This is a genomic window from Piscinibacterium candidicorallinum, assembly GCF_047549485.1.
Classification (GTDB): domain Bacteria; phylum Pseudomonadota; class Gammaproteobacteria; order Burkholderiales; family Burkholderiaceae_C; genus Piscinibacterium; species Piscinibacterium candidicorallinum.
Map to the genome: position 1 here is coordinate 3,607,639 of NZ_CP180191.1, position 23,806 is coordinate 3,631,444.

Consider the following 23,806-nt stretch of genomic DNA (forward strand, 5'->3'; position numbering starts at 1 on the left):
GGGGAGACGCGTCTATTGCGCTCAAGGCAACTACTTCTGGAGGATGGCGTAGAAAAACCCATCATGATTGTCCGCGTCGCCTGATAAAGGTAGCAACTGCAGCGGCTCGCCAATCAGGCTGGCGCCCGGTGTTCGTTGCAGGAAAGCGTCGATTTGCTCTCGCCCCTCCTCTTTCCAGACCGAACAAGTCGCGTACACAAGCCGGCCGCCCGGTGCGAGCGTGGCCCAGAGTTGATTGAGCAAGTTGCGCTGCTCGCCCGCCAGCCGCGCGATGTCCGCTGGCCGCCGTAACCAGCGGATATCCGGCTGTCGCCGCACGATGCCGCTGGCTGAGCACGGCGCATCCAGCAGAATCCGCTGGAATGGGCGCCCATCCCACCACTGCGCCAGTTTTGCGGCATCCGCGGTCTTCAGTTCGGCGCTGAGACCGAGGCGAACCAGATTCTGGCGGACCAGCGCAAGTCGACCGGGGTCACTGTCGAGCACGATCAGATCGCAGTCTGCCCGCTCAAGGATGTGGCCGGTCTTGCCGCCGGGCGCTGCACAGGCATCCAGTACGCGCATGCCCGGCTGCGCGTCGAGCAGGTAGGCCGCGCGCTGGGCCGCTTCGTCCTGCACCGAGCACAGGCCCTCGTCAAACCCGGGCACGCCAGAGACGGGGCGAGCGCGCGCGAGGATCAGGCCGGACGCGCCAATCGGTCGGCTCTCGAGACCGGCGCTGGCCCAGCGCTCGGCCAGCGCGTCACGGCTTGTCAGCCTCAGGTTCACCCGCAGGGTCATAGGGCCGGGCTGGTTGTTGGCCTCGATGACCTGGCGCCACTGTTGTGGGTGCTGCGCAATCGTGCGATCAAGCCACCAGCGCGGATGACCCAACTCGCAGACCGGATCGCGCATCGCGCGCGAAATTGCATTCGTCCGCTCGCGCAGAAATCCGCGCAGCACCGCGTTTGCAAATCCCTTGAGGCGTATGCCGCCGGGCAGGGCTGCGACCGCTTCCACCGCCTGACTCACCAAGGCATGCTCCGAATACTTTTCCGGCGCCGCTGCCAGGAGCGTCAACACCAGGGCCAGCAGGCTGTTGAGTGGCTCGGCAGGTAAGCGCGCCGCGCCTTGCGCGAGCAGGTGCTCACCCAATGCCAGATGGCGCAGCGCATGGGCCGCGAGATCATGAACCGCGCCGGGGTTGCCCGCCTGTACCCGGGCCTTCGCAAGGCCGTCGTCCAGGGTCCGGCCGGCACGCACGCCCTGCACGCAAGCCGCGGCGTGAATCAGGCTGCGCCACAGCGGCTCATCGCGCGCGGATGACGCGCGCTCGGCTGGCCGGTCACTCATCAACCGACAACCGCATGCATGGGATCAGGCATGGCCCGCCGGCGGGATTTGTCCTTGCCCAGGCGTCCATCGGCGCCGAGTATCAGATCCGGGAGGTGTTCACCGTCAGCTGGATATTGGGCCGAGCCGATGCTCACGCGCGGAAACATCGCCGTGCCCTCATGCATGACCGGCAGTTCAACCGCCTTTCGGATCCGCTCGATGACCTGATCGGTCTGTTCAAGGCCCCCACCGTGCGTGAGCAAGAGGGCGAAGCGGTCACCATCGATCCGGCCGACAACGTCATGACCACGCAGGGCGTCGCACATGCGGCGCGCGGAGATCGCCAGCATGGCGTCAGCGGCGTCATGCCCGGCGGTTTCATTCACGCGCCGGAAGTCGTCAAAGTCGAGCAGCAAAAGCGTCAGGGGAGACTGCGTGCGCCGTGCCGCCGCCAGAGCACGCTCAGCCAACTCGTCAAGCAGGCGTCGGTTCGCCACAAGTGTCAGCGGGTCAATCCGCGCGACATCCAGTGTGTCTGCGTGGTGGGAGGCCCAGAGCAACGCAATGCCACACAGCAAGCTGGCGACCACCACCAAGGCGACGAAGAGCAGGCTCAGCCCGGGGACGAGCAGCGATGCGGAAGCCGCTGCGCAGCACGCGGCCGCGGTGCCGTTCAGCCAGCGCAGCTGCGGCCCGGCGGGCGCGCCGCGGACCAGGAACACATGCAGGCCGGCACTCACGAGCAAGCACGCAATGCCAAGCCATGTCGGCCAATTGCCCAGCTGCACCCCGAAAGTCAGACCGGCGGCCTGCATCCATGGCGCACCGGAGTGCATCAGCGTCTGGCGTGTTTTCTTGATGGCAGCCTGCGTCGATGCGATCACCGCCACGGCCACTGCGGCGCCTATTCCGGCGACGCCAAGCGTCTCGGAGCCAAAGGCAAACAGTGTTTCGGAGCTGGGCATTGGGTAGGTGCGCTGTACTGGCAGGTCTGCCGGCCGGTTGCCGGACACGACGCATTGTTGCGAACTCAACGCACAATCAGGCGTCAGGAGTTTGCCATGCAACAACGATTGTCACTTCCCACGGTTCTGGTATGCGGCGGCTTGCTGCTCACGCTCGCAATGGGGATTCGCCACGGTTTCGGCCTATTTCAGTTGCCGATGACCGGGGCACATGGCTGGACACGGGAGACCTTTGCATTCGCGCTGGCGCTGCAGAACCTGCTCTGGGGCGCCACCCAGCCTTTTGCCGGCATGCTGGCGGACCGCCATGGCGCAGTACGCGTATTGCTGGTGGGCGTAGTGCTGTACGCCGGAGGGCTGATCGTCATGGCGCTGGCCGGGACCGGCTGGGGCTTTTCTCTGGGCGCAGGGCTGATGATCGGCTGCGCACTCTCAGGCACAACCTATTCGATCGTTTATGGCGTGATTGGCCGCACCGCCGCGCCTGAAAAGCGTTCGCAGGCCTTGGGTATCGCTGCGGCTGCGGGCAGCTTCGGCCAGTTCATCATGATTCCGGTGGAACAGACGCTGATTGCCAATTTCGGCTGGCAGCATGCGCTCTTGATCCTCGCGGCGGTGGCGTTTCTCATGGCGCCGCTCGGTGCGGGGCTTCGCGAACCGAAGGCGCTGGCCGTGGGTGCCGCCGGTCAGTCGATCATGCAGGCCATTCGTGAGGCATTCGGCAATCGAAGCTTTCAGTGGTTGATGGCGGGTTACTTCGTCTGCGGCTTCCAGGTGGTGTTCATCGGCGTGCACTTACCGGCCTACCTGAAGGACAAGGGCATGTCGCCTGACGTTGCGGTGGCTGCACTTGCGCTGGTGGGCCTCTTCAACATCTTCGGTACCTATACCGCCGGACTGCTGGGCGCTCGGATGCCAAAGAAGTACATCCTTTCTTTCATTTACTTCGCCCGGGCGGCAGTGATCATCCTGTTCCTGCTAGCACCGCTCACACCCTGGAGCGTCTATCTGTTTGCGGCTGCAATGGGGCTGCTATGGCTGAGCACCGTGCCGGTGACCAACGGTGTGATCGCCACGATCTTCGGCGTACAGTATCTGGGCATGCTGGGCGGGTTCGTGTTCTTCTCGCACCAGGTGGGCAGCTTCCTGGGCGTCTGGCTCGGTGGGCTGCTGTTCGACCGCACCGGCAGCTACGACATCGTATGGATCATCACCATTGCACTGGGCGTGTTCGCGGGCCTGGCGAATCTGCCGATTCGCGAGCAGCCCGTCGCGCGCCTCGCGCAGCCCTCGCCGGCATGAGCATTCGCCGCTCAGCACAGCGCGGCGTGGCGATCGTCTCCGCGCTCTTGGTGGCCGCACTCATCACGGTGTTGACCATTCAGTGGTTTGCGGCGCAGGCTGCCCAAGCTCAGGCTGTCGAAACACAGCGGGCAGCAGTTCAGGCGCGCTGGCTGGTTGTGGCGGCCACCGATTGGGCGCTGATGTTGCTGCGTGAGGACTCCAACCCCAACACCGACAGCCTGCAGGAAGTCTGGGCCACGCCCCTGGCGCGCACGCGCATCACGGATGCCAGCGGCAAGCTCGAAGCCTTTGTCTCAGGGCGCATTGAGGACGCGCAAGGGCGCTTCAATCTCGCCGACCTGGTCAAGGGCGGTGCGCCAGACGCCGAAGCAATCGAAGGTCTGCAGCGCCTTATGCGCACGGCGCGTCTGGACGCCAGCAAGGCTGAACAGATTGCCGAGGCGATGCTTCTCGTGACCCCTCTGCCGCCGCCGGAGCCACAGCAAGGCCAGAGCCGCCAGCCAGAGGGCCGCCAGCCGGGTCGGCCTGAAATGGCCCCGCCCCCTCCGCGCATCAAGAACGTGATGGATCTCGTGGGCAAGAACGAACTGAGCGAGGCCGACTTGATCGGACTGGAGCCCTACGTGGTCGTCGTGCCGCGGCCCGGTGGGCTGCGGGGCAAAGAAAGAACTCGGATCAACGTCAACACGGCCTCTGCTCCCGCTATCGCGTCAGCCAGTGAGGAGCTAGCCAAGATCGCTGAGGCCGTCGTCGCCCGGCGTGAGCGCATCAGTCGCTTTACTGATATGTCCAATTTCGTCGTCAACTTTTCAAGCCTGTCGAATATCCCGATCGGCGAACTGCAGCAGGTGATTGATGTCCGCAGCCAGTACTTCATCGCCACGGGCCGCATCGAGCTGGGCCGCGTCGACATGACCCGCCAGGCGTTGATTGAAAGACAACCAGATGGCTCGCGTCTGGCCAAAGTGGTGTGGGCGCGCGAACTCTAGCTGTAGCAAACACACACAAATCTGAGGCAAAGTGTGAAGAGTGATGCTCAGCTAGCAATAAGCCGGGCATAGAATCGGGCGCATGTCCGACCTGATCCTGCTGCCGTCGGCGGCCACACTCGCCTCTGGCGGGTTCGCAAGCGACACCGGTGTGTGGCGGCTTGCTGCTGGCCAGACACAGCGGATGACCTTGGCCGCGGCGCTGAATGAGTCGCGCCGGCCGGTCGTGCTGTTGCACCCGGCGGATGCGCGGCTCGCGCAGGTCAAGGTGCCGCCCATGAACCGCGAACGGAGCCTGCGCGCAGCGGCGCTGGCCCTGGACGAACAACTGCTGGGCGAGAGCGGCAGCCTGCAGGTTGCGCTGGGCGAGCGCATCGGCGATCTACTGCGCATCGCACTGGTCGACCGAGCCCTGATCACGAGTCTGCGCACGCTGCTCGGGCAGCTCGGCGCAGCACAGGCGCCCATCGGCCCGCTGGCCGCAGCACTCCCACCCACACAAATGCCGGCTCTCTGGGGTGTGGATGGCGAGATCTTCCTGTTCTCTACCGAAGCCACGCTGAGCCTGCCCCCCGAGGATGCGGCGACCGTTCTGGCATTGGGCGCTACGGCGACTGGCACCGCCTATGGCCTGGCGCCACTGGACGGCTGGACCACGGGTGGCAGCCTGCCGCCGCTGCAGGTACCCAGCATCCTGTTTTCCAACGGACAGGCGGGCAAGCAGCTTTGGAAGGCCTGGCGCGCGCCAAGCTATCTGGCCGCCGCCTGCGCGCTGGCTGCGCTTGCCGGGCTGTCGCTGTGGTGGCAAGCCTTGAACGGTGAAGCCACGCGGCTGCAAGACAGCATGCGCGCCCAGTTCGTGAAGGCGTTGCCCGGGACGCCGATGACCGGCAGCCCGGTGGAACAGCTGCGCGCTGCGCTGACTGGCGGATCGGGTGCGTCCACGTTCGAACGCTTGCTGGAGGCCAGCGACCGCGCCGCGGCCAGCTGGCCGCGCGATCTGCTGCAGGGCGCCGACTATGGCAATGAGCGGCTGACCCTGCGCTTCGCCGCGAAAGGGCTGGACGCCTCGGCCAAGACCCAGATCGAGAGCAGCTTGAAGGGCGTGGGCCTGAACGCGCAGTGGACGGGCGAGACGACCGCGCTGGTCACAGCAGGGGGCGCACGATGAGCAGTACCCTCGCCATGCAGCGCTTTGGTGGCTTGTCGCAACGCTGGGCCGCGATGACCGGGCGGGAGCGAACGCTGGTCAGTGGCGGTGCGGTGTTTGTGGTGCTGGCGCTCATCGTCGGCCTGTGGGTGGTGCCGATGCTGCGCGACATCCAGCGCATCCAGCGCGATCTGCCGCGCCTGCACCAGCAAAAAGCCGAAGTGGAGCGCCTGGCCGCAGCCTCTGCAGGGCGGGGGCAGGTGAGCGTGGCCAACGCCGATGGCTTGCGCCAGCTGGCCGAGGGCCTGGGGGTCAAGGTGGCCGCAAGCGGTACCGGCCCCTTCACGGTCGAATTCGACAAGATCAGCTTCAACGGCTTGACCCAGTTCATCGCTCAGGCGCGGCGCAACCATGGACTGACGGTGCGTCAGGCTGAGCTCAACCGGCAGGCTGCAGGGGTGGTCAGCGGCCGGGTGGTGTTGGCGCAATGAGCCAGCGCGCCTCCGCTCTGCTCTGCGCGCTGCTTGCGGCGCTGCTGGCGCTGCTCGTCTGGCTGCCCGCGCGCTGGGTGACCCCCTTTGTGAAGGACGCCTCGCGAGGCGCGGTATCTCTGGTGGGCGTGAACGGCACGATCTGGTCGGGCAGCGGCTGGATCGAGATCGCGCCGGCTGCCGGTGTGGGGCAGGCGCCGCTGGTGCTGCCCGAGCGCCTGAGCTGGGATATTGGTGCCGCGCCACTGCTGACCGCCCGCGTGCAGGGCCGCGTGCGCTTTGGCGACCGGCCCTGGAGCCCCTTGGCGGCGAGCATGAACGGCTTCACACTCGCACCTGGTGCCACGGCAATGGATGCGCGCGAACTGGTGGCTGCCGGTGCGCCGCTGAATTCCATGCAACCTGGTGGCTGGCTGGACGTTCGCTGGGACGAATTGCGGGGTGTACGCGAGGGCCGCGCGATGACGGTCAATGGCCAGATCCAGGCGCTCTGGACCGGAGCAACTACACGCCTGTCCGGCGCTGAACCTCTGGGCGACTATGCGCTCGAAGTTCGGTTGACCGGCCAAGGCTCGGCCCAGTCGGCGCAACTTCAACTGAATACCCGCAACGGCCGCCTGCAGATCAACGGCCAGGGACAGTTTGCCGCCGGAGCGCGGCCGCAATTCCGACTGGTGTCCACGGCCAGCGAGAGTGAACGTGAACGGCTGGCGGCAGTGCTCAACCTGCTGGGCCGCCGCCAGAACAACGAGTACGTGCTGAGCCTGGGCTCCTGAGCCTGCCTGCGCGACGCACGAACAGGACGCGAAACATGAAGTTTCCTCAACTCAAACGCAGCTCCGGTACCGCGCCGCTGCGCGCTCCCACCGGTTTGGCGCTGGCCGTCGCGATGTGCATCGCAGTCGGCGCCGCCAGTCTGCCGGCCCAGGTGCTTGCCCAGGAAGCGCTGCGCGGCGACCGCGTCACACTCTCCTTTGCCAACGCCGACCTCGAAGCCACGGTGCGCACGATCGGCGCCTACACCGGCAAGCAGTTTCTGCTCGATCCGCGCGTCAAGGGCACGCTCAATCTCGTGAGTGAAAAGCCCCTGGAACGTGCCGAGGTGCTCAAGGCCTTGTACGCCTCCCTGCGCATGCTGGGCTTTGCTGCAGTGGAGGTGGGCAATGTGGTGCGCGTGGTGCCCGAAGCCGACGCCAAGCTGCTCGGTGGCACGGTGGGCCAGGGCACGACGGTGCGCCAGCGTGGCGATGTGCTCATCACCCAGACCTTCCGCCTGCAGAACGAGAGCGCGCAGAACATGCTGCCTGTCCTGCGGCCGCTGATCTCGCCCAACAACACCATCAACGCCTTCCCCGGCAACAACAGCCTGGTGATCACTGACTACGCCGAGAACGTCGCCCGGCTGGCGCAGATCATTGCCACGCTCGACGCGGCGCCCCAGGTGGACGCCGAGATCATTCCGGTCACCAATGCCTCGGCGGTGGACCTGGCCAACACCATTCAGCGTCTGACTGACAACGTGCAGGACCCGGCGCAGCGCGTGACGGTGCTGGCCGATCCGCGGACCAACGGCCTGATCGTGCGTGCGCCCTCGCAGCAACGGCTGAATCAGATCAAGCTGCTGATCGCGCGGCTCGATACCCCGGGCACCGGCGCGGGCAACCTGCACTTCGTCAGCCTGAAGAACGCAGAAGCGACGCGCCTGGCGCAGACGCTTTCCGCGATCCTCGGCGGGCCGAGCGGCGGTGCCAGCGGCGGGGGCGGTTCCGGCTTCAGCCAGCCCCAGCCCATGCCGCAGCAGCAGAACAACCCGCTCGGGGGCGGCGGTGCGGCCGCGGGCGGCGCCACGCAGCCCAGCGCCAACTTCGGCCAGAACAGCGGCGGCGGCATCGTGACCGTGCAGGTGGCCGGCGGCGTGTCGATCACGGCAGACCCGGCGACCAACTCGCTGATCGTGCGGGCCCCGACGCCGGTGTACCGCGATATCCGCGCCGTGATCGAACGGCTGGACCAGCGCCGCGCGCAGGTGCTGATCGAAGGCCTGATCGTTGAAGTCAGCGAGGAGAAGATTTCCGAGCTGGGTATTCAGTGGGCCGGGCTGACAGGCAGCGATGGCAGCCGCTATCGAGCGGGCGTGATCTCATCCTCCGGTCGGGGCGGGGCCGGGCTGGCGAGCTTGATCGCCGGGGGCGCTGAAGCCGCTGGCGCAGCCCTGAACACGGGCTTCAACCTGGGCATCTTCCGCAACATCAATGGCGAGCTGACACTGGGCGCCATCGCCCGTGTGCTGCAAAGCGACGCGGGCGGCAACGTGCTCTCGCGCCCCCAGGTGATGACCCTGGACAACGAGGAAGCGCGCATCGTCATTGGCGAGAACGTGCCCTTCGTGACCGGATCATTCACCAACACCGGCGGCGGTGGCGGTGCGGCGGTGAACCCCTTCCAGACGATTGAGCGGCGCGACGTCGGCCTGACGCTGCGCGTGAAGCCGCAGATCAGCGAGGGCGGCGTCGTCCGCATGGCCATCTTCCAGGAAGACAGTGCCGTTCGCACCACCGGCCCCGCGGGCCCCACCACCAGCAAGCGCGCCGTGGAAACCAATGTGCTTGTGGATGACCGCGACATCCTGATCCTCGGTGGCCTGATCCGCGACACCGCGGACGGCGGCGTGGACAAGGTGCCGCTGCTGGGCGACATCCCGGTCATCGGCAGCCTGTTCCGCTACGACCGCCGCTCGCGCAACAAGACCAACCTGCTGATCTTCATCCGCCCCACCGTGATCCGTGACGCCAACGCTGCCCGGTCCGTGGTCGGCGATCGGTACGAGGAGATCCGCGCCCTGCAGCGCGAGGCCAATCCGAACACCAACATCCTGCTGCCCGAGATCGGCCAGCCCCGCATGCCCGATCTGCCGCCGGTGCGCATTCCGCCCACGGTCATTCCGGCGCCGACACCCGCGCCCGCTACGCCGGCCGCCGAGCCGGCCAAGCAGTAAACGCAACTGCCATGACGCCGCTGATCCCCTACCCCTTTGCGCGCGCCCACCAGCTGCTGGTGACGCGTGTGGGTGACAGCATCGAGGTGCGCGCCTCGCGCTCCTCCACGCTCACCGGCATCTCCGAGATCCGCCGGGTGTTGGGCATGGTCAAGCTGCGCATGGAAGATGAAGACACCCTGCGCGAGGCGATTTCCAAGGCCTATTCAGCCAGTGAAGGCAGCGCGCAGAGCGTGGTCGATCAGGTCGCCGATGACGTGGACATCGCCCGTCTGATGGAAGACACCCCGGCAGTGGAAGACCTGCTGGAGAGCGCGGACGACGCGCCGATCATCCGCCTGATCAATGCCCTGCTCACGCAGGCCGTGCGCGAAGGCGCGAGCGACGTGCACATCGAGGCCTTCGAGGACAGCTCGGTGGTGCGCCTGCGCATCGACGGCACCCTGCGCGACATTGCCCGGCCCAAGCGCGCACTTCATGCGGCACTGATCTCGCGCATCAAGATCATGGCGCAGCTGGATATTGCCGAGAAGCGCCTGCCGCAGGACGGCCGCATCACCCTGCGCGTGGCGGGTCGGCCGATCGACGTGCGCGTCTCTACTCTGCCCACCGGCTTTGGCGAGCGCGCGGTGCTGCGTCTGCTGGACAAGAGCAACGACAAGCTCGACCTCAATGCCCTGGGCATGGCGGCCGACACGCTGGCGCAGTTCGACAACCTGATCCGCCAGCCGCACGGCATCGTGCTCGTGACCGGCCCCACCGGCTCGGGCAAGACCACCACGCTCTATGCCGGCATGAAGCGCATGGACGCCACCACCACCAACATCATGACGGTGGAAGACCCGATCGAATATGAGCTGCGCGGCGTGGGCCAGACGCAAGTCAACGCCAAGATCGACCTAACCTTTGCGACCGCACTGCGCGCCATCCTCCGGCAGGACCCGGACGTGATCATGATCGGTGAAATCCGGGACCTCGAAACCGCGCAGATCGCCGTGCAGGCCTCGCTCACCGGCCACCTCGTGCTGGCCACCCTGCATACCAACGACGCGCCGAGCGCCGTGACCCGCCTGGCCGACATGGGCATCGAGCCCTTCCTGCTGTCATCGAGCCTGCTCGGTGTGCTGGGCCAGCGTCTGGTGCGCAAGCTCTGCCCGCACTGCCGCAAGCTGGAGGTGGTGGACGGCCGCACCGTGTTCCGAGCCGTGGGCTGCACCGAATGCGGCAACAGCGGCTACACCGGCCGCAGCGGCGTGTACGAACTGCTGGTGGTGGACGAGAACATCCAGAAGCTGATCCACGAAAACGCCGGCGAGTCCGCGATCCGCGACGCCGCCATGGCCAAGGGAATGCGCACCATGCGCATGGACGGCGAGCGCTACATCGGCAACGGCACCACCTCGCCCGAGGAAATCATCCGCGTGACGCGGGACGCTTGAGAGAAGGCCGTGGCGACACTGCGACTGTCAAGCATCAATACATCTTTTTCGGCCACAGATTTGCCAATTTGGCCAGAATTGACTTTCCGCTTTTGGAGTGCGGATCTCGGGCGATTTTCTGCTCTTGAGGCATTGAGAAACTCTCAATTTCGGTCAAACCTGATCGAGAAGGTGGCTTGATGGCAGCGTTTCGCTACGAAGCCGCCACCCTCGCCGGCAGCCTGACGCGCGGCGTGATCGAGGCCGACAGCGAGCGCCACGCCCGCCAGTTGCTTCGCGAGCGCGGCGACACGCCGGTGTCCATCGAGCTGGTCGAACAGAAGTCCGCCGCTGCCGGCTTTCGCCGCAAGCTCAGCGCCAATGACCTGGCCCTGGCCACGCGCCAGCTGGCCAACCTGATCGGCGCGCGCCTGCCCATGGAAGCGAGCCTGGCGGCCCTGATCGAACAGACCGAGCGACGCGAGGCGCGCGAGGTCTGGGCCGCCGTGCGTTCGCGCGTGATGGCGGGTGCGAGCCTCGCCGCCGGCATGGCGGACTTTCCGCGCGAGTTCGACACGGTCTATCGCGCGCTGATCGCCGCCGGCGAAGACTCCGGCAACCTCGGCCGCGTGCTGGAAAAGCTGGCGGACTATCTCGAAACCCGCGGCGCCCTGCGCGCCAAGGTGGTGGGCGCCATGACCTACCCGGCGATTGTCACGGTGATCGCGCTGATCATCGTGATCGCACTGATGACCTACGTGGTGCCGCAGGTGGTGGGCGTGTTCCAGAGCACCAAGCAGGAGCTGCCCCTGCTGACGCGCGTGATGGTCTGGGTCTCGGGCTTTCTGCGCCAGTGGGGCTGGCTCCTGGCCATCGTGCTGGCCGCCGGCGGCTTTGTGCTTGCACGCGTGCTACAGCAGCCGCTCGTCAAGGCGCAGTGGCATGCGCGCCTGCTGACCCTGCCGATCGTTGGCCCGATCATCCGCGCACTCGAGACCGAGCGCTTTGCGAGCACCCTGGCCATCCTGGTGTCGGGCGGCGTGCCGCTGTTGCGTGCGCTCGAAGCCGCGCAGCGCACCATCAACAACGTGGCCCTGAACGCCCGCGTGGCCGAGGCGATCGGGCGCGTGCGCGAAGGCGCAGGTCTCGCCAAGGCACTCGCAGCGCAAAGTGAACAGGGCGCTGCCGGCAAGTTCCCGCCGGTGCTGATCCACCTGATCGCCAGCGGCGAGCGCACCGGCGAGCTGCCGGTCATGCTGCAGCGCGCCGCCGACATCCAGGCCCGCGATCTGGAACGCCGCACCCTGACCCTCACGGCCCTGATGGAACCCGCGCTGGTGGTGGGCATGGGTGGGCTGGTGCTGTTGATCGTCCTCGCCGTATTGATGCCGATCATCGAGATCAACTCGCTCGTGAAGTAGCCGCAGGCATCAATGCCGACGCGCTGGCAGGCGCGCCGGCCTCGGCCCGGCGCAAAGCCGTGCTTTGCGAAACCCCAGGCCAAGTGCCGATCATCGAGATCAACTCGCTCGTGAAGTAGCCGCAGGCATCAATGCCGACGCGCTGGCAGGCGCGCCGGCCTCGGCCTGGCGCAAAGCAGTGCTTTGCGAAACCCCGTGCCAAGTGCCGATCATCGAGATCAACTCGCTCGTGAAGTAGCCGCAGGCATCAGTGCCGACGCGCGACGCACGCGCAACTCCGTGCCAACCACCGCACAAACAAAGCAACCGCGTTGCACGTCAAAGACCCATCGGCTACAGGGCTTTCTGTACCGTTCAGTAGGCCTAAACACCGCGCAATCCGTATCGTCTGCGGCACAGACGTGTCGCTTTTTCGTGCCTCGCTGAAGTCGACGCGCTAAACATGATGGGCTTGCAACCGGTCAGTGTTAACCCGATCCGGGTCAACACGGATGCAATCCCGTTCATTACCCCCAAGGACCCCTCCCATGAAGCACACCTGTATCGCCATGGTGCTCGCTGGTGCATTCGGGGCGCCGCTCGTCGGTGCCCAAGCCCAGACCGCGCCAGGCACCCCTGGCGAAACGCAGCCCACTCGAATTGAACGCGTCGAGGTCACCGGCTCGAACATCAAGCGCACCGACACCGAAACCGCCGCGCCTATCCAGGTGATCACCGCCGAAGAAATCCGCCGCTCCGGCAAGCAGTCGATCACCGAAGTGCTGCGCACGCTGCCCTCAAACGCCACCGGCGGTCTCAACGACCTGACCGGGGCCAACAGCTTTTCTTCCGGCGCATCCACCGTGTCGCTGCGCGGGCTGGGCAGCGCCGCAACCCTGGTGCTGCTCAATGGCCGCCGCGTGGCGCCCTATGGCCTGGCTGACCCGAACTTCGGCCAGAGTGCCGCGGTGAACCTCGATTCGATCCCGCTGGACGTGGTCGAGCGCATTGAGGTGCTCAAGGACGGCGCCTCGGCCATCTACGGCTCGGAAGCCATCGCGGGTGTGGTCAACATCATCCTGCGGCGCGACTTCAAGGGTGCACTGCTGGGCGCCACCGGCTCGACCAACACCAAGGGCCTCTACAACACGGCGAACGTCAATGCCACCTTCGGTGTGGGCGACATTGCCGCTGACCGATACAACCTGTTCGGCAACATCGATGTGTACTCCCGCGAGCGCGTGAGCTTCCGCGACGCCGAGGACTTCCTGAATCGCCCGCAGTTCTTCAACTCGACCCGCTACCGCACCGGCCAGCGCGCGTTCTCGTCCTATGCGCCGCAGCTCAATCTGTTCCCGGGCTTCGTCTACAACCCGGCCACGCTGGGTGAGTCCTTCATCTTCACCAATGCCGGCGCCGCCAGCGCCAATCCCTGCCCGCCGGGCCTGCAGCGTCCGGGCGAGCAACTCTGCCGCTACGACATCTGGGAATTCCAGGAGATCGTGCCCAAGAGCGATCGCGCCAGCGTCTTCACGCGCGGCACGATCGAGCTCGGCAGCGCCTTCCAGGCCTTTGCCGAGCTGGGCTTCAACCAGGTCAAGACCAAGTACGTCAGCCCGCCGCAGGTGGCCGGCGATTTCGGCTCCTGGTTCGCTTCAGGCCCGGGCCGCATCGTCAACATCCCTGAAGTGCTGCCGCCCAACAACCCCTCCAACCCCACGGGTGACTTCGTCGCCTACCGCTATCGCTTCTCCGATGTCGGCCCCACCGGCGTGGATGTGAAGAGCGACACGGTGCGCGCACTGCTGGGTGTCAAGGGTTCGCTGGCCGGCTGGGATCTTGAATCCGCCCTGCTCTACAACGAAAACCGCACGGATGCGATCGCGACCAACCAGATCCGCACCTCAGTGTTCACACAGGCGGTGCTGAACGGCACCTACAACTTCCTGAACCCGAGCGCCGGATCGGTCACCGCCGCACAGCTGCGCGTGAACTCCAAGGATGAGGCCAAATCCAGCTTTGCGATTTTTGACGTGAAGGGTTCGCGCGAGTTGTTTGCGCTGCCCGGCGGCACGGCCGCCATCGCGCTGGGCGCCGAGTTCCGCCGCGAAGAACGTACGGCCACACCCGACCCGCTGAAGGTGCAGGGCGAGATCATCGGCTACGGCGCCGCCTCGGCCCAAGGCTCGCGCAATGTGACCAGCCTCTACACCGAACTGAACCTGCCGGTCCTGAAGGGCCTAGAAGCGCAGGTGGCGGTGCGCTCGGACCGCTACTCCGACTACGGCTCCTCGACCACACCCAAGCTGGCCGCCACCTGGGCGCCGAACACGAAGTGGAAGTTCCGCGGCAGCTATGCCGAAGGCTTCCGCGCGCCCTCGCTGACCGAAATCAGCAAGAGCTCGGTGTCGGCCTTCACCACGGTGGAAGATCCGAAGCTGTGTATCGATGGCTCGCAGAATGAGTGCTTCCAGCCGATTGGCCTGCTGATCGAAGCCAACCCGAACGTGCAGCCCGAGAAGGCCAAGACCTACAACCTGGGTGCGGTGTTCGAGGCCTCGCGCGATGTCTCGATGTCGCTGGACTACTTCTGGATCACGCGCCGCAACGAGATCAATATCCTTGATCTCAACGAGATCCTGCGCAACGAAGACAACCCCGATCCGCGCTATGCCGGTCGGGTGGTGCGAGGCCAGCCGGCGCCGGGCCAGACGGTCGGCCCGATCCAGGTCATCCGCAGCGGCTTCTTCAACTTCGGCCGTACCAAGCTGCGTGGCGTGGATCTGGATGTGCGAGTGCGCAACTCGCTGGGCGACATGGGTCGGCTGTCCAGCAGCCTGCTGCTGACCTTCTATGACCAGTACCGCATCGCCGGTACAGCCTCGAGCCCGTTCGTGAGCCAGCTCGGCTACCGCGACTACCCGCGTACGCGGGCCACGCTGTCCACCAGCTGGGACTACGGCGCATGGACGCACCGCGCCGCAGTGAATCACCTGTCGCGCTTCAAGCCCTACAGCGCCGGAGACGCCACGGCCGCGGCCACCTGCAGCAACGCAGCGCCCTCGTCCGTGTATCTCGGCATCTGCGAGGTGTCTGACTTCACCACCCTGGATCTCGGCACCGAGTACCGCGGCATCAAGAACCTGACGCTTTCGCTCAGCGTTCGCAATGCCACGAACAAGAAGCCGCCGGCCGATCCGCTGGTGCGCCCGGCAAACCTGGAATGGCACAGTCCGCAGGGTGCGTACTTCACCTTCGGTGCCCGGTACGCGTTCAACTGACGCGCTTCGCGTGAAGCCGTACCGCCCGGTACGGCCGTGTTCCAGACGGGGAGGCTTCGGCCTCCCCGTTTTTTCGTCCGCAGGCTGTCGTGCGGGGCACGGCCCCGCGAGCGATCGGAGCTGCTGATGATTGCATCGCAAGCAATCCGCCGGTGTGAGCTGAACTGGTGCCACTGACCCTTGCAAGCCCCCGCTGCAAGCCTCAGAATGCGCGGTCTTTCGGGGTTTGCACCCCGCTCAATTGACCATCGCCTGACCGGGGCGGCGCAAAGCAGGCGCGCTCTGGCCGAATGCGGTCCACAAGACCACAATGCAACAGCGTTACCGCAGCTGTTCGCACCGGGCGACCAAATACACAATGTTTGGCAGGAGTCCATCACATGAACGCCCCCCTGTCGGCCGAAGTCCGCGCCGCACTATCCAACGTCACCCTGGATGACCGCTACACGCTGGAGCGTGGCGCCGCCTACATGAGCGGCACGCAGGCCCTGTTGCGCCTGCTGATGCTGCAACGCCTGCGCGACCAGATGGCCGGCCTGAACACCGCCGGCTTTTTGACCGGCTACCGCGGCAGCCCCCTGGGCGGTGTGGACCAGATGGCCTGGAAAGCCAGCAAGTACCTCAAGAAGCATCACGTCCACTTCCAGCCCGGCCTGAACGAAGACCTGGCCGCCACCAGCGTATGGGGCACGCAGCAGGTCAACATGTACCAGGGCGCCAAGTACGACGGCGTCTACGGCATGTGGTACGGCAAGGGTCCGGGCGTGGACCGCTGCGGCGATGTCTTCAAGCATGCCAACGCGGCCGGCACCAGCAAGCACGGCGGCGTGATCGTGCTGGCGGGCGATGATCACTCTGCCAAGAGCAGCACCCTGCCGCATCAGAGCGACCACATCCTGAAGGCCTGCATGATCCCGGTGTTCTTCCCGGCCACCGTGCAGGAGTATCTGGACCTGGGCGTGCATGCCTACGCCATGAGCCGCTACGCCGGTGTGTGGGTGGGCTTCAAGGTCGTGACGGAGGTGGTGGAAGCCACCGCGCGCGTGATGGTGGACCCGGAGCGCGTGAACATCGTGATCCCGGATTTCCGCCTGCCGCCCGACGGCCTGAACATCCGCTGGCCCGACACCCCGCTGGCGCAGGAAGCGCGCCTGCTCGACTACAAGGCCTACGCCGCGCTGGCCTACTGCCGCGCCAACAAGCTCAACTACACGGTCTACGACTCGCCCAACGCCAAGCTGGGCATCGTCTCCACGGGCAAGGCCTATCTCGACACGCGTCAGGCGCTGGAAGACCTGGGGCTCGATGAGCGCACCTGTGCGCAGATCGGCCTGCGTCTGTACAAGGTCGGCATGGTCTGGCCGCTGGAAAGCCAGGGCGTGCAGGAATTTGCCCGCGGCCTGCGCGAGATTCTGGTGGTGGAAGAAAAGCGCCAGATGATCGAGTACCAGCTCAAGGAGGAGCTATACAACTTCCCGGACGGCCAGCGCCCGCGCGTGATCGGCAAGTTCGACGAAAAGGGCGAATGGGCCATGCCGCACGGCCAGTGGCTGCTGCCGGCGCACTACGAGTTCAGCCCGGCGATGATTGCCAAGGCCATTGCCAGCCGCATTCTCAATACGGCGCTCGGCATCGAACTCAGTGCCGACGTGCGCTCGCGCATCGAGGCGCGCATCGCCATCATCGAGGCCAAGGAACGCGCACTGGCCAAGCCGCGCGTCACGGCAGACCGCAAGCCCTGGTTCTGCTCGGGCTGCCCGCACAACACCAGCACCGTGGTGCCCGAAGGCTCGCGCGCACTCGGCGGCATCGGCTGCCACTACATGGCCACCTGGATGGACCGTGGCACCGAGACCTTCACGCAGATGGGCGGCGAAGGCGTGCCCTGGATCGGCCAGGCCCCCTTCACCGAGACCCAGCACATCTTCGCGAACCTCGGTGACGGCACCTACTTCCACTCCGGCAGCACGGCCATCCGCGCCGCGATCGCCGCGGGTGTGAACATCACCTACAAGATTCTCTACAACGACGCCGTGGCCATGACCGGTGGCCAGCCGGTGGACGGCATGATCTCCGTGCCGCACATCGCCAACCAGATGCATGCGGAAGGCGCCAAGAAGATCGTCGTGGTCACCGACGAGCCGGAGAAGTACAACGCCGCCATCCAATTGCCGGCGGGCACCACCATCCGCCACCGCGACGACCTCGACGCCGTGCAGCGCGAGCTGCGCGAGACTCCGGGCTGCACCATCCTGATCTACGACCAGACATGCGCCAGCGAGAAGCGCCGCCGCCGCAAGAAGATCGTGGACGGCAAGCCCAGCTTCCCCGACCCCGCGCGCCGCACCGTGATCAACGAGGCGGTCTGCGAAGGCTGTGGCGACTGTTCCGTGAAGTCCAACTGCCTGTCCGTGGAGCCGCTGGAGACCGAATACGGCACCAAGCGCAAGATCAACCAGAGCTCCTGCAACAAGGACTTCTCCTGCCTGAAGGGCTTCTGCCCGAGCTTCGTCACCGTCGAAGGCGGCAAGCTCAAGAAGGGCAAGGGCACCGGGAAGGTGAGTATTCCTGCCCTGCCCGAACCGGTGATCCCCGAGCTGACCGGCACCCACTCCACGCTGATCACCGGCGTGGGCGGCACCGGCGTGGTCACCATCGGCCAGCTGATCGGCATGGCGGCGCACCTGGAAGGCAAGGGCCTGAGCGTGCTGGACATGGCCGGCCTGGCGCAGAAGGGTGGCGCGGTGTGGAGCCATGTGCAGATCGCGCCGCGTCAGGAAGACCTGTTTGCGACGCGCATCGCGACCGGCGAGGCGGACCTGATTCTGGGCTGCGACCAGATCGTCAGCGCCTACAACGAGACCCTGGGCAAGATCCGCGAGCACCACACCAAGGTCGTGATGAACAGCGCCGTGAGCCCCACGGCCGAGTTCATCAAGAACCGCAACTGGAGCTTCCCGGGCGCCGACACCACGCGCGACATCCACGAGGCCGTGGCCGATCCGGCCAATGTGGCCTTTGTCGACGCGTCCGCGCTGGCCACCAAGCTGCTCGGTGATGGCCTGTACACGAACCCCTTCGTGATGGGCTTTGCCTGGCAGCGTGGCTGGCTGCCACTGCGGCTCGAGACGCTGATGCGCGCCATTGAACTGAACGGCGTGTCGGTCGAGCAGAACAAGCAGGCCTTCGAGTGGGGCCGCTACGCCGCGCACGATCTCGAAGCTGTGAAGCGCATTGCCGATCCCGAGAGCAACGTGGTTGAGATCAAGCGTGTAAGCAAGACGGTGGACGAAGTCATCACCGACCGCACCGAGTTCCTCACCAAGTACCAGGACGCCGCCTACGCGCAGCGTTACGTGAACCTGGTGAACAAGGTGCGCGCCGCCGAGGCAAAGATTGGGGGCGACAAGCTCTCCATGGCCGTGTCGAGATTCTTCTTCAAGCTCATGGCCTACAAGGACGAATACGAAGTCGCCCGCCTGTATGCCGAAAGCGGCTTTGCCGAGAAGATCGCCAGCCAGTTCGAGGGCGACTACAAGCTCAACTTCTATCTCGCCCCGCCCCTGCTGGCCAAGAAGAACCCGGACGGCACGCTCAAGAAGGGCCAGTACGGCCCCTGGGTGTTCACCGCGTTCAAGTATCTGGCCAAGATGCGCAAGTTCCGCGGCACCTGGCTGGACGTGTTCGGCAAGACCGAGGAGCGCAGGATGGAGCGCGCGCTGATCAGCGAGTACGAGCAGATGATCGATGCCCTGCTGCCCAAGCTGTCAGCCGACAACCTGAAGGTGGCCGTGGAACTCGCCAGCCTGCCCGACCAGATCCGCGGCTACGGCCACGTGAAGGAGAAGGCGGTGCACGAGGCGAAGGCGAAGAAGGAGCTGCTGATGAAGCAGTTCACCGCTCCCGTAATCCCCATCAAAGCGGCGTCTGCCGCTTGATGGGGTCGGGAGCAGGGGGTCGCGGCTTGCAAGCCGCGACTCTTCGCCCGGCAGCGGGCATGCCCGCCGAATCCCCGGGCTCAGCGCCGGTCAATCCTGCCAATTTGGCTGCGTCCTATTGGGCCGAGCATGGCTTTCCGCTTGTCCCATGCGGCTTTCCAGCCAATTTGGCCTGGAAAGCCGCATGAATGCTCGATCTAGCTTTCGAATCCCGGGCTGAGGGCCAGTCCGTCAACTGCCCCGGCAAAACCAGCCGACCGCTACGCCGCCATCTGCGCGCACACTCGAACACCTGCCTGCGCATGAGAGCGCTGGGCACATTGAAAGACCGCCATGAACGCACCGCTTCCGAAGTCCGCCACCTCGACCGCCGCCACCACGCCCTACGTGTTCTCCCAGCGCGCGCAGAAGATCACCAGCTCCATCATCCGCGAGATCCTCAAGGTCACGGAGCGGCCGGAAGTGATCTCCTTTGCCGGCGGCCTGCCCTCGCCCGAGACCTTCCCCATCGAGGTCATGAAGGACGCCTTTGATGCCGTGCTCAACACACGCGGCAAGGCGGCGCTGCAGTACGGCCCGACCGAAGGCTTCATGCCCCTGCGTGAATGGATCGCGGCCGATCTCAATGCCAAGGGTGCCCGGGTCACCGCCGAGAACATCCTGCTGGTGTCCGGCAGCCAGCAGGCGCTCGACCTGCTAGGCAAGGTGCTGATCAACCCCGGCCAGCCGGTGCTGGTGGAAACGCCCACCTACCTGGGCGCGCTGCAGGCCTTCAATCTGTTCGAGCCGAGCTACCGCAGCGTGGCCTCGGATGACGAAGGCCTGGTACCGGACGCGATCACGCCCGAGCTGCGCGAAGGCGCCGCCTTCCTGTACGCCCTGCCCAATTTCCAGAACCCCACGGGCCGCACCCTGCACGAAGACCGCCGCCGCGCCCTGGTGCAGAAGGCCGTGGATCTGAACCTGCTGGTGATCGAGGACGACCCCTACGGCGACTTGCGCTACGAAGGCCAGCCCCAGCCCATGCTGCTGTCGATTGCCGCCGAACTCGGCTGTGAGAACGTGGTGCGCATGGGCAGCTTCTCCAAGACCCTGGCCCCCGGCCTGCGTCTGGGCTACATCGCCGCGCCCAAGGCGCTCATGAACAAGCTGGTGCAGGCCAAGCAGGCCACCGACCTGCATACCGCCACCATCAGCCAGATGGCTGTGCATCAGGTCGTGAGCAGCGGCTTTCTCACCGAGCACCTGCCCAAGATCCGCGCGCTCTACAAGAACCAGTGCAGCGTGATGATCGAGAGCCTGCGCGAGCACCTGCCAGCGGGTGTGCACTTCACCGTGCCCGAAGGCGGCATGTTCCTCTGGCTCACCCTGCCCGAGGGCATCGACACGATGAAGCTGCTGGACGCCGCCGTGGCTGCGAATGTGGCCTTCGTGCCCGGCGCGCCCTTCTACGCCAACGAGATCACCCCCAACACCCTGCGCCTGTCCTTTGTCACCGTGCCGCCGGAGAAGATCCGCGCGGGGGTGAAGGTGCTGGCGGAGGTGATCAAGAAGGCGCTGTAACGGAGGTGCAAGGATGAGGCTCAAGGGAAAGACGGCCCTCATCACCGGCGCGGCGCGCGGCATCGGCGCCGCCATCGCGCAGGCCTTTTGCCGCGAGGGCGCCTTCGTCTATCTGACCGACATCGACGAAGCTGCGGTAAGACAGACCGCAGCGGTGCTGGGTGATGGCGCGAGCGCTCTGCACCTCGACGTGCGCGACGAAGCGCACTGGCAGGCCGCCACGACGCGGGTGCTGGCGGAACGAAAGGCGCTGAATATCGTGGTCAACAACGCCGGCATCACGGGCTTCGAGTCCGGCATGGTGGCGCACGATCCGGAGCACGCCGAGCTTGCCCACTGGCGCGCGGTGCACGCCACGAATCTCGACGGCGTGTTCCTGGGCTGCAAACACGCCATCCGCGCCATGCGCCAGAGCGGATCGGCGGGGTCGATCATCAACATCTCGTCGCGCTCGGGGCTGGTGGGCATTCCGGCGGCGGCGGCCTACGCCTCCTCGAAGGCTGCAGTACGCAACCACACCAAGAGCGTGGCGCTGTACTGCGCCGAGCAGGGTCTGCCGATCCGCTGCAACTCCATCCACCCGGCCGCAATTCTCACCCCCATGTGGGAGCCGATGCTGGGCAGCGGGCAGGAGCGCGAGGCCAATATGCGCGAGTTTGTCCGGGACTGCCCGCTAAAGCGCTTTGGCACGCCCCATGAAGTTGCCGCCGTGGCGCTGCTGCTCGCCTCCGACGAAGCGACCTACATGACCGGGGCCGAGCTCAATCTGGACGGCGGCATCCTGGCCGGTGCAGTGGCCGCACCGAACGCGGATCACTGATCCAGCGCCACCTCAGTCGCCACCACCTCCACTACCCGCCCCTGAGTACCGAGCAGGCGCAGCTTCACCGGCGCCCAGCCCAGTGAAGGCGCGAGCCACACGCTCACCTGCTGGTCGAACACGCGCTCGGCATCGGCCGCGCGCTGCAGGCGCCAGGCGATCACGCTCTGGCTGCCGACCGTGATCTGTTCGCGGCCCATCACGGTGAAGCGCCAGTCCATGAGTTCCGTGGTGCTGGCCACGGGCACGGTGAACTGTGCGCCCTCGCGCTGCAGCTCAGGGCGGGTCTGCATGATGAGGCCGATCTGCCAGCGCACGCACAAGCGATCCTGCACGCCCTCGGGTAGCGGCAGTTGATCGGTGCGGGCCGAGAAGCTGAGCACGGCCTTCTGCCATTGGAAGTGCGTGGCCCGCTCGCCGCGGGTGCCGCGCTTCTCGCCATAGCGCTCAGGCACCAGGCCGCGCTCGCCGAAGCGGCCTTCGCTGGTTTCGGCAAAGCGGTTGCGGCGACCACCGTCGGGGGCATTGCTTTCGGATTCGATCTGCCAGGCCTTGCCGTCGTGCGTGAAGGTCTGCGTGCCCTCGGCCACAGGCTGCGGCGCATCGGCGGGGCCAGCCAGCACCTGCGTGCGCAGCAGCATGCGCCGGGCGAGCAGAGCGCTGGCATCCACGCCCTGCGGTGCGCCAGTGTTGGGGCGGGCATCCGGCGCGCGGCCGGCATCTTTGCTGGGCGCGGCGGCGGTGCCGACGGGTGCACCTACGACCGGTGACGGGCCAGCCTGCCGCGCGGGTGCGGGGCGATCGCTGCTCGGCTTGGGGACGCTGCTTGCCGCAGGCTGCGGCGCGCTTGGGCGCTGTGCTTCAGGCCGCGACTCCAGCGTCGGCAGGCTCTGCGCCCAGGTGCTCAGGTCAAAGCTCACCGGCTCGCCACGCGGCGCCGGAGGTTCAGGCGCAGTGCGTGCCAGCAGCCAGAAGGCGAGCGCGTGCAGGCCGATCGTGAGCGCGGCAAAGACGGCAATGCGTTGAAGGCGGGCGGTGTCCATGGGGGCAAGGCAAGCCGCCGCACCATAGCAGCGCGGCGATAATTGCGGCCTTCGCGCTCAACGCAAGGCCCACAGGCCCGGCATCCCTCAGAAAGACGAGACCCATGAAGCTCGCCACCCTCAAGGACGGCACCCGCGACGGCCAGCTGGCCGTTGTCTCCCAGGACCTCACGCAGGCGCACCTGGCCACCCACATTGCGCCCACCCTGCAGCGCGTGCTGGACGACTGGGCCTACCTCGCGCCACAGCTGCAGGACCTCTACGACAGCCTGAACCAGGGCAAGGCCACGCGCCACGCCTTTGCCTTCGACCCCAAGAACTGCATGGCGCCGCTGCCGCGTGCCTACCAGTGGGCGGACGGCTCGGCCTACGTGAACCACGTGGAGCTGGTGCGCAAGGCGCGCAATGCCGACATGCCCGAGAGCTTCTGGCACGACCCGCTGATGTACCAGGGCGGCAGCGACGACTTCATCGGCCCGACCGATGCGGCCGCCTTTGCCGATGAAGCCTGGGGCATCGACTTCGAGGGCGAAGTGGCCGTGATCACCGATGACGTGCCCTTTGGCGTGACGCCGGCCAAGGCCGCTGAGCACATCAAGCTGCTGATGCTGGTGAACGACTGGAGTCTGCGCAACCTGATTCCGGCCGAGCTCGCCAAGGGCTTCGGCTTTGTCCAGAGCAAGCCGGCCACGAGCTTTTCGCCGGTGGCCGTGACACCCGACGAGCTGGGCGATGCCTGGCAAGACGGCAAGCTGCACCGCAAGCTGACCGTGACCTGGAACGGCAAGCGCGTGGGCCAGGCAGATGCCGGAGTCGACATGGTCTTCAACTTCCCCACGCTCGTGGCCCATGTAGCCAAGACCCGCCGCGCGCGCGCCGGCTCGATCATCGGCAGCGGCACCATCTCGAACAAGTCCGCCAACGAGGACGACAGCGTGGGCTACAGCTGCATTGCTGAAGTGCGCGCCATCGAGACCATCAAGCACGGCAAGCCGCAGACCGAATTCATGAAGTTCGGCGACACCATCCGCATCGAGATGTTCGACGGCAAGAAGCAGAGCATCTTCGGCGCCATCGACCAGACCGTGGTGAAGTGGTAGGCCGCCGGACCGATCGCGCCCGGATGTGAAGGGC

At 66.2% G+C, this 23,806-nt stretch carries 16 protein-coding genes; 13 read left to right on the forward strand and 3 right to left on the reverse strand.

Going from position 1 to position 23,806, the window contains the following annotated elements:
* Positions 1-30: 30 nt before the first annotated feature.
* Positions 31-1,332, reverse strand: coding sequence for a 16S rRNA (cytosine(967)-C(5))-methyltransferase RsmB (gene rsmB / locus ACMDW7_RS16325; RefSeq protein WP_377304344.1), 1,302 nt, complete (start codon positions 1,330-1,332; stop codon positions 31-33).
* The gene (locus ACMDW7_RS16330) at positions 1,332-2,279 is read right to left on the reverse strand and encodes a GGDEF domain-containing protein (RefSeq protein WP_377304346.1); all 948 of its coding nucleotides are present in this window, start codon (positions 2,277-2,279) and stop codon (positions 1,332-1,334) included. The genes rsmB and ACMDW7_RS16330 overlap by 1 nt, the downstream gene beginning before the upstream one ends.
* A 96-nt stretch (positions 2,280-2,375) precedes the next feature.
* On the opposite strand from ACMDW7_RS16330, the gene ACMDW7_RS16335 reads away from it, so the two are divergent.
* The 12 genes from ACMDW7_RS16335 (at position 2,376) to ACMDW7_RS16390 (ending at position 21,629) form a co-directional block, all read left to right on the forward strand.
* On the forward strand, positions 2,376-3,581 hold the full coding sequence (locus tag ACMDW7_RS16335) for an MFS transporter (protein ID WP_377304348.1): 1,206 nt from the start codon (positions 2,376-2,378) through the stop codon (positions 3,579-3,581).
* Positions 3,578-4,573, forward strand: a complete 996-nt coding sequence (gene gspK, locus ACMDW7_RS16340; RefSeq protein ID WP_377304350.1) for a type II secretion system minor pseudopilin GspK — start codon at positions 3,578-3,580, stop codon at positions 4,571-4,573. The genes ACMDW7_RS16335 and gspK overlap by 4 nt, the downstream gene beginning before the upstream one ends.
* Before the next feature lie 82 nt (positions 4,574-4,655).
* Complete coding sequence (gene gspL, locus ACMDW7_RS16345) at positions 4,656-5,744, forward strand: type II secretion system protein GspL (protein WP_377304352.1); 1,089 nt, start codon at positions 4,656-4,658, stop codon at positions 5,742-5,744.
* On the forward strand, positions 5,741-6,214 hold the full coding sequence (gene gspM / locus ACMDW7_RS16350) for a type II secretion system protein GspM (RefSeq protein WP_377304354.1): 474 nt from the start codon (positions 5,741-5,743) through the stop codon (positions 6,212-6,214). The genes gspL and gspM overlap by 4 nt, the downstream gene beginning before the upstream one ends.
* The gene (gene gspN, locus ACMDW7_RS16355; protein WP_377304356.1) at positions 6,211-6,990 is read left to right on the forward strand and encodes a type II secretion system protein N; all 780 of its coding nucleotides are present in this window, start codon (positions 6,211-6,213) and stop codon (positions 6,988-6,990) included. Before gspM ends, gspN begins: the two co-directional genes overlap by 4 nt.
* Positions 6,991-7,025: 35 nt before the next feature.
* Positions 7,026-9,209, forward strand: coding sequence for a type II secretion system secretin GspD (gspD, locus tag ACMDW7_RS16360; RefSeq protein ID WP_377304357.1), 2,184 nt, complete (start codon positions 7,026-7,028; stop codon positions 9,207-9,209).
* A gap of 11 nt (positions 9,210-9,220) precedes the next feature.
* Positions 9,221-10,648 (forward strand): type II secretion system ATPase GspE, encoded by a 1,428-nt coding sequence (gene gspE / locus ACMDW7_RS16365; protein ID WP_377304359.1) that lies wholly within the window; start codon positions 9,221-9,223, stop codon positions 10,646-10,648.
* Between the two features lie 179 nt (positions 10,649-10,827).
* On the forward strand, positions 10,828-12,048 hold the full coding sequence (gene gspF / locus ACMDW7_RS16370; RefSeq protein WP_377304361.1) for a type II secretion system inner membrane protein GspF: 1,221 nt from the start codon (positions 10,828-10,830) through the stop codon (positions 12,046-12,048).
* Positions 12,049-12,575: 527 nt separating this feature from the next.
* Positions 12,576-15,308, forward strand: coding sequence for a TonB-dependent receptor (locus ACMDW7_RS16375; RefSeq protein ID WP_377304363.1), 2,733 nt, complete (start codon positions 12,576-12,578; stop codon positions 15,306-15,308).
* A 380-nt stretch (positions 15,309-15,688) separates the two neighbouring features.
* Positions 15,689-19,246, forward strand: a complete 3,558-nt coding sequence (locus ACMDW7_RS16380; RefSeq protein WP_377304365.1) for an indolepyruvate ferredoxin oxidoreductase family protein — start codon at positions 15,689-15,691, stop codon at positions 19,244-19,246.
* A gap of 333 nt (positions 19,247-19,579) precedes the next feature.
* Positions 19,580-20,809, forward strand: coding sequence for a PLP-dependent aminotransferase family protein (locus tag ACMDW7_RS16385; protein ID WP_377304367.1), 1,230 nt, complete (start codon positions 19,580-19,582; stop codon positions 20,807-20,809).
* A 13-nt stretch (positions 20,810-20,822) separates the two neighbouring features.
* Positions 20,823-21,629 carry an SDR family oxidoreductase gene (locus tag ACMDW7_RS16390; protein WP_377304369.1) on the forward strand — a complete coding sequence of 269 codons (807 nt, stop codon included), beginning with the start codon at positions 20,823-20,825 and terminating at the stop codon, positions 21,627-21,629.
* Here the strand turns inward: ACMDW7_RS16390 and ACMDW7_RS16395 are convergent.
* Positions 21,623-22,672: a DUF3108 domain-containing protein gene (locus ACMDW7_RS16395; RefSeq protein ID WP_377304371.1), complete on the reverse strand. Its 1,050-nt coding sequence runs from the start codon at positions 22,670-22,672 to the stop codon at positions 21,623-21,625. The two genes, ACMDW7_RS16390 and ACMDW7_RS16395, sit on opposite strands and share 7 nt — an antisense overlap.
* 104 nt (positions 22,673-22,776) lie before the next feature.
* Between ACMDW7_RS16395 and ACMDW7_RS16400 the strand changes: the two genes are divergently transcribed.
* Entirely contained in the window at positions 22,777-23,772 is a 996-nt protein-coding gene (locus ACMDW7_RS16400) for a fumarylacetoacetate hydrolase family protein (protein ID WP_377304373.1), read from the forward strand.
* Positions 23,773-23,806: the final 34 nt, after the last annotated feature.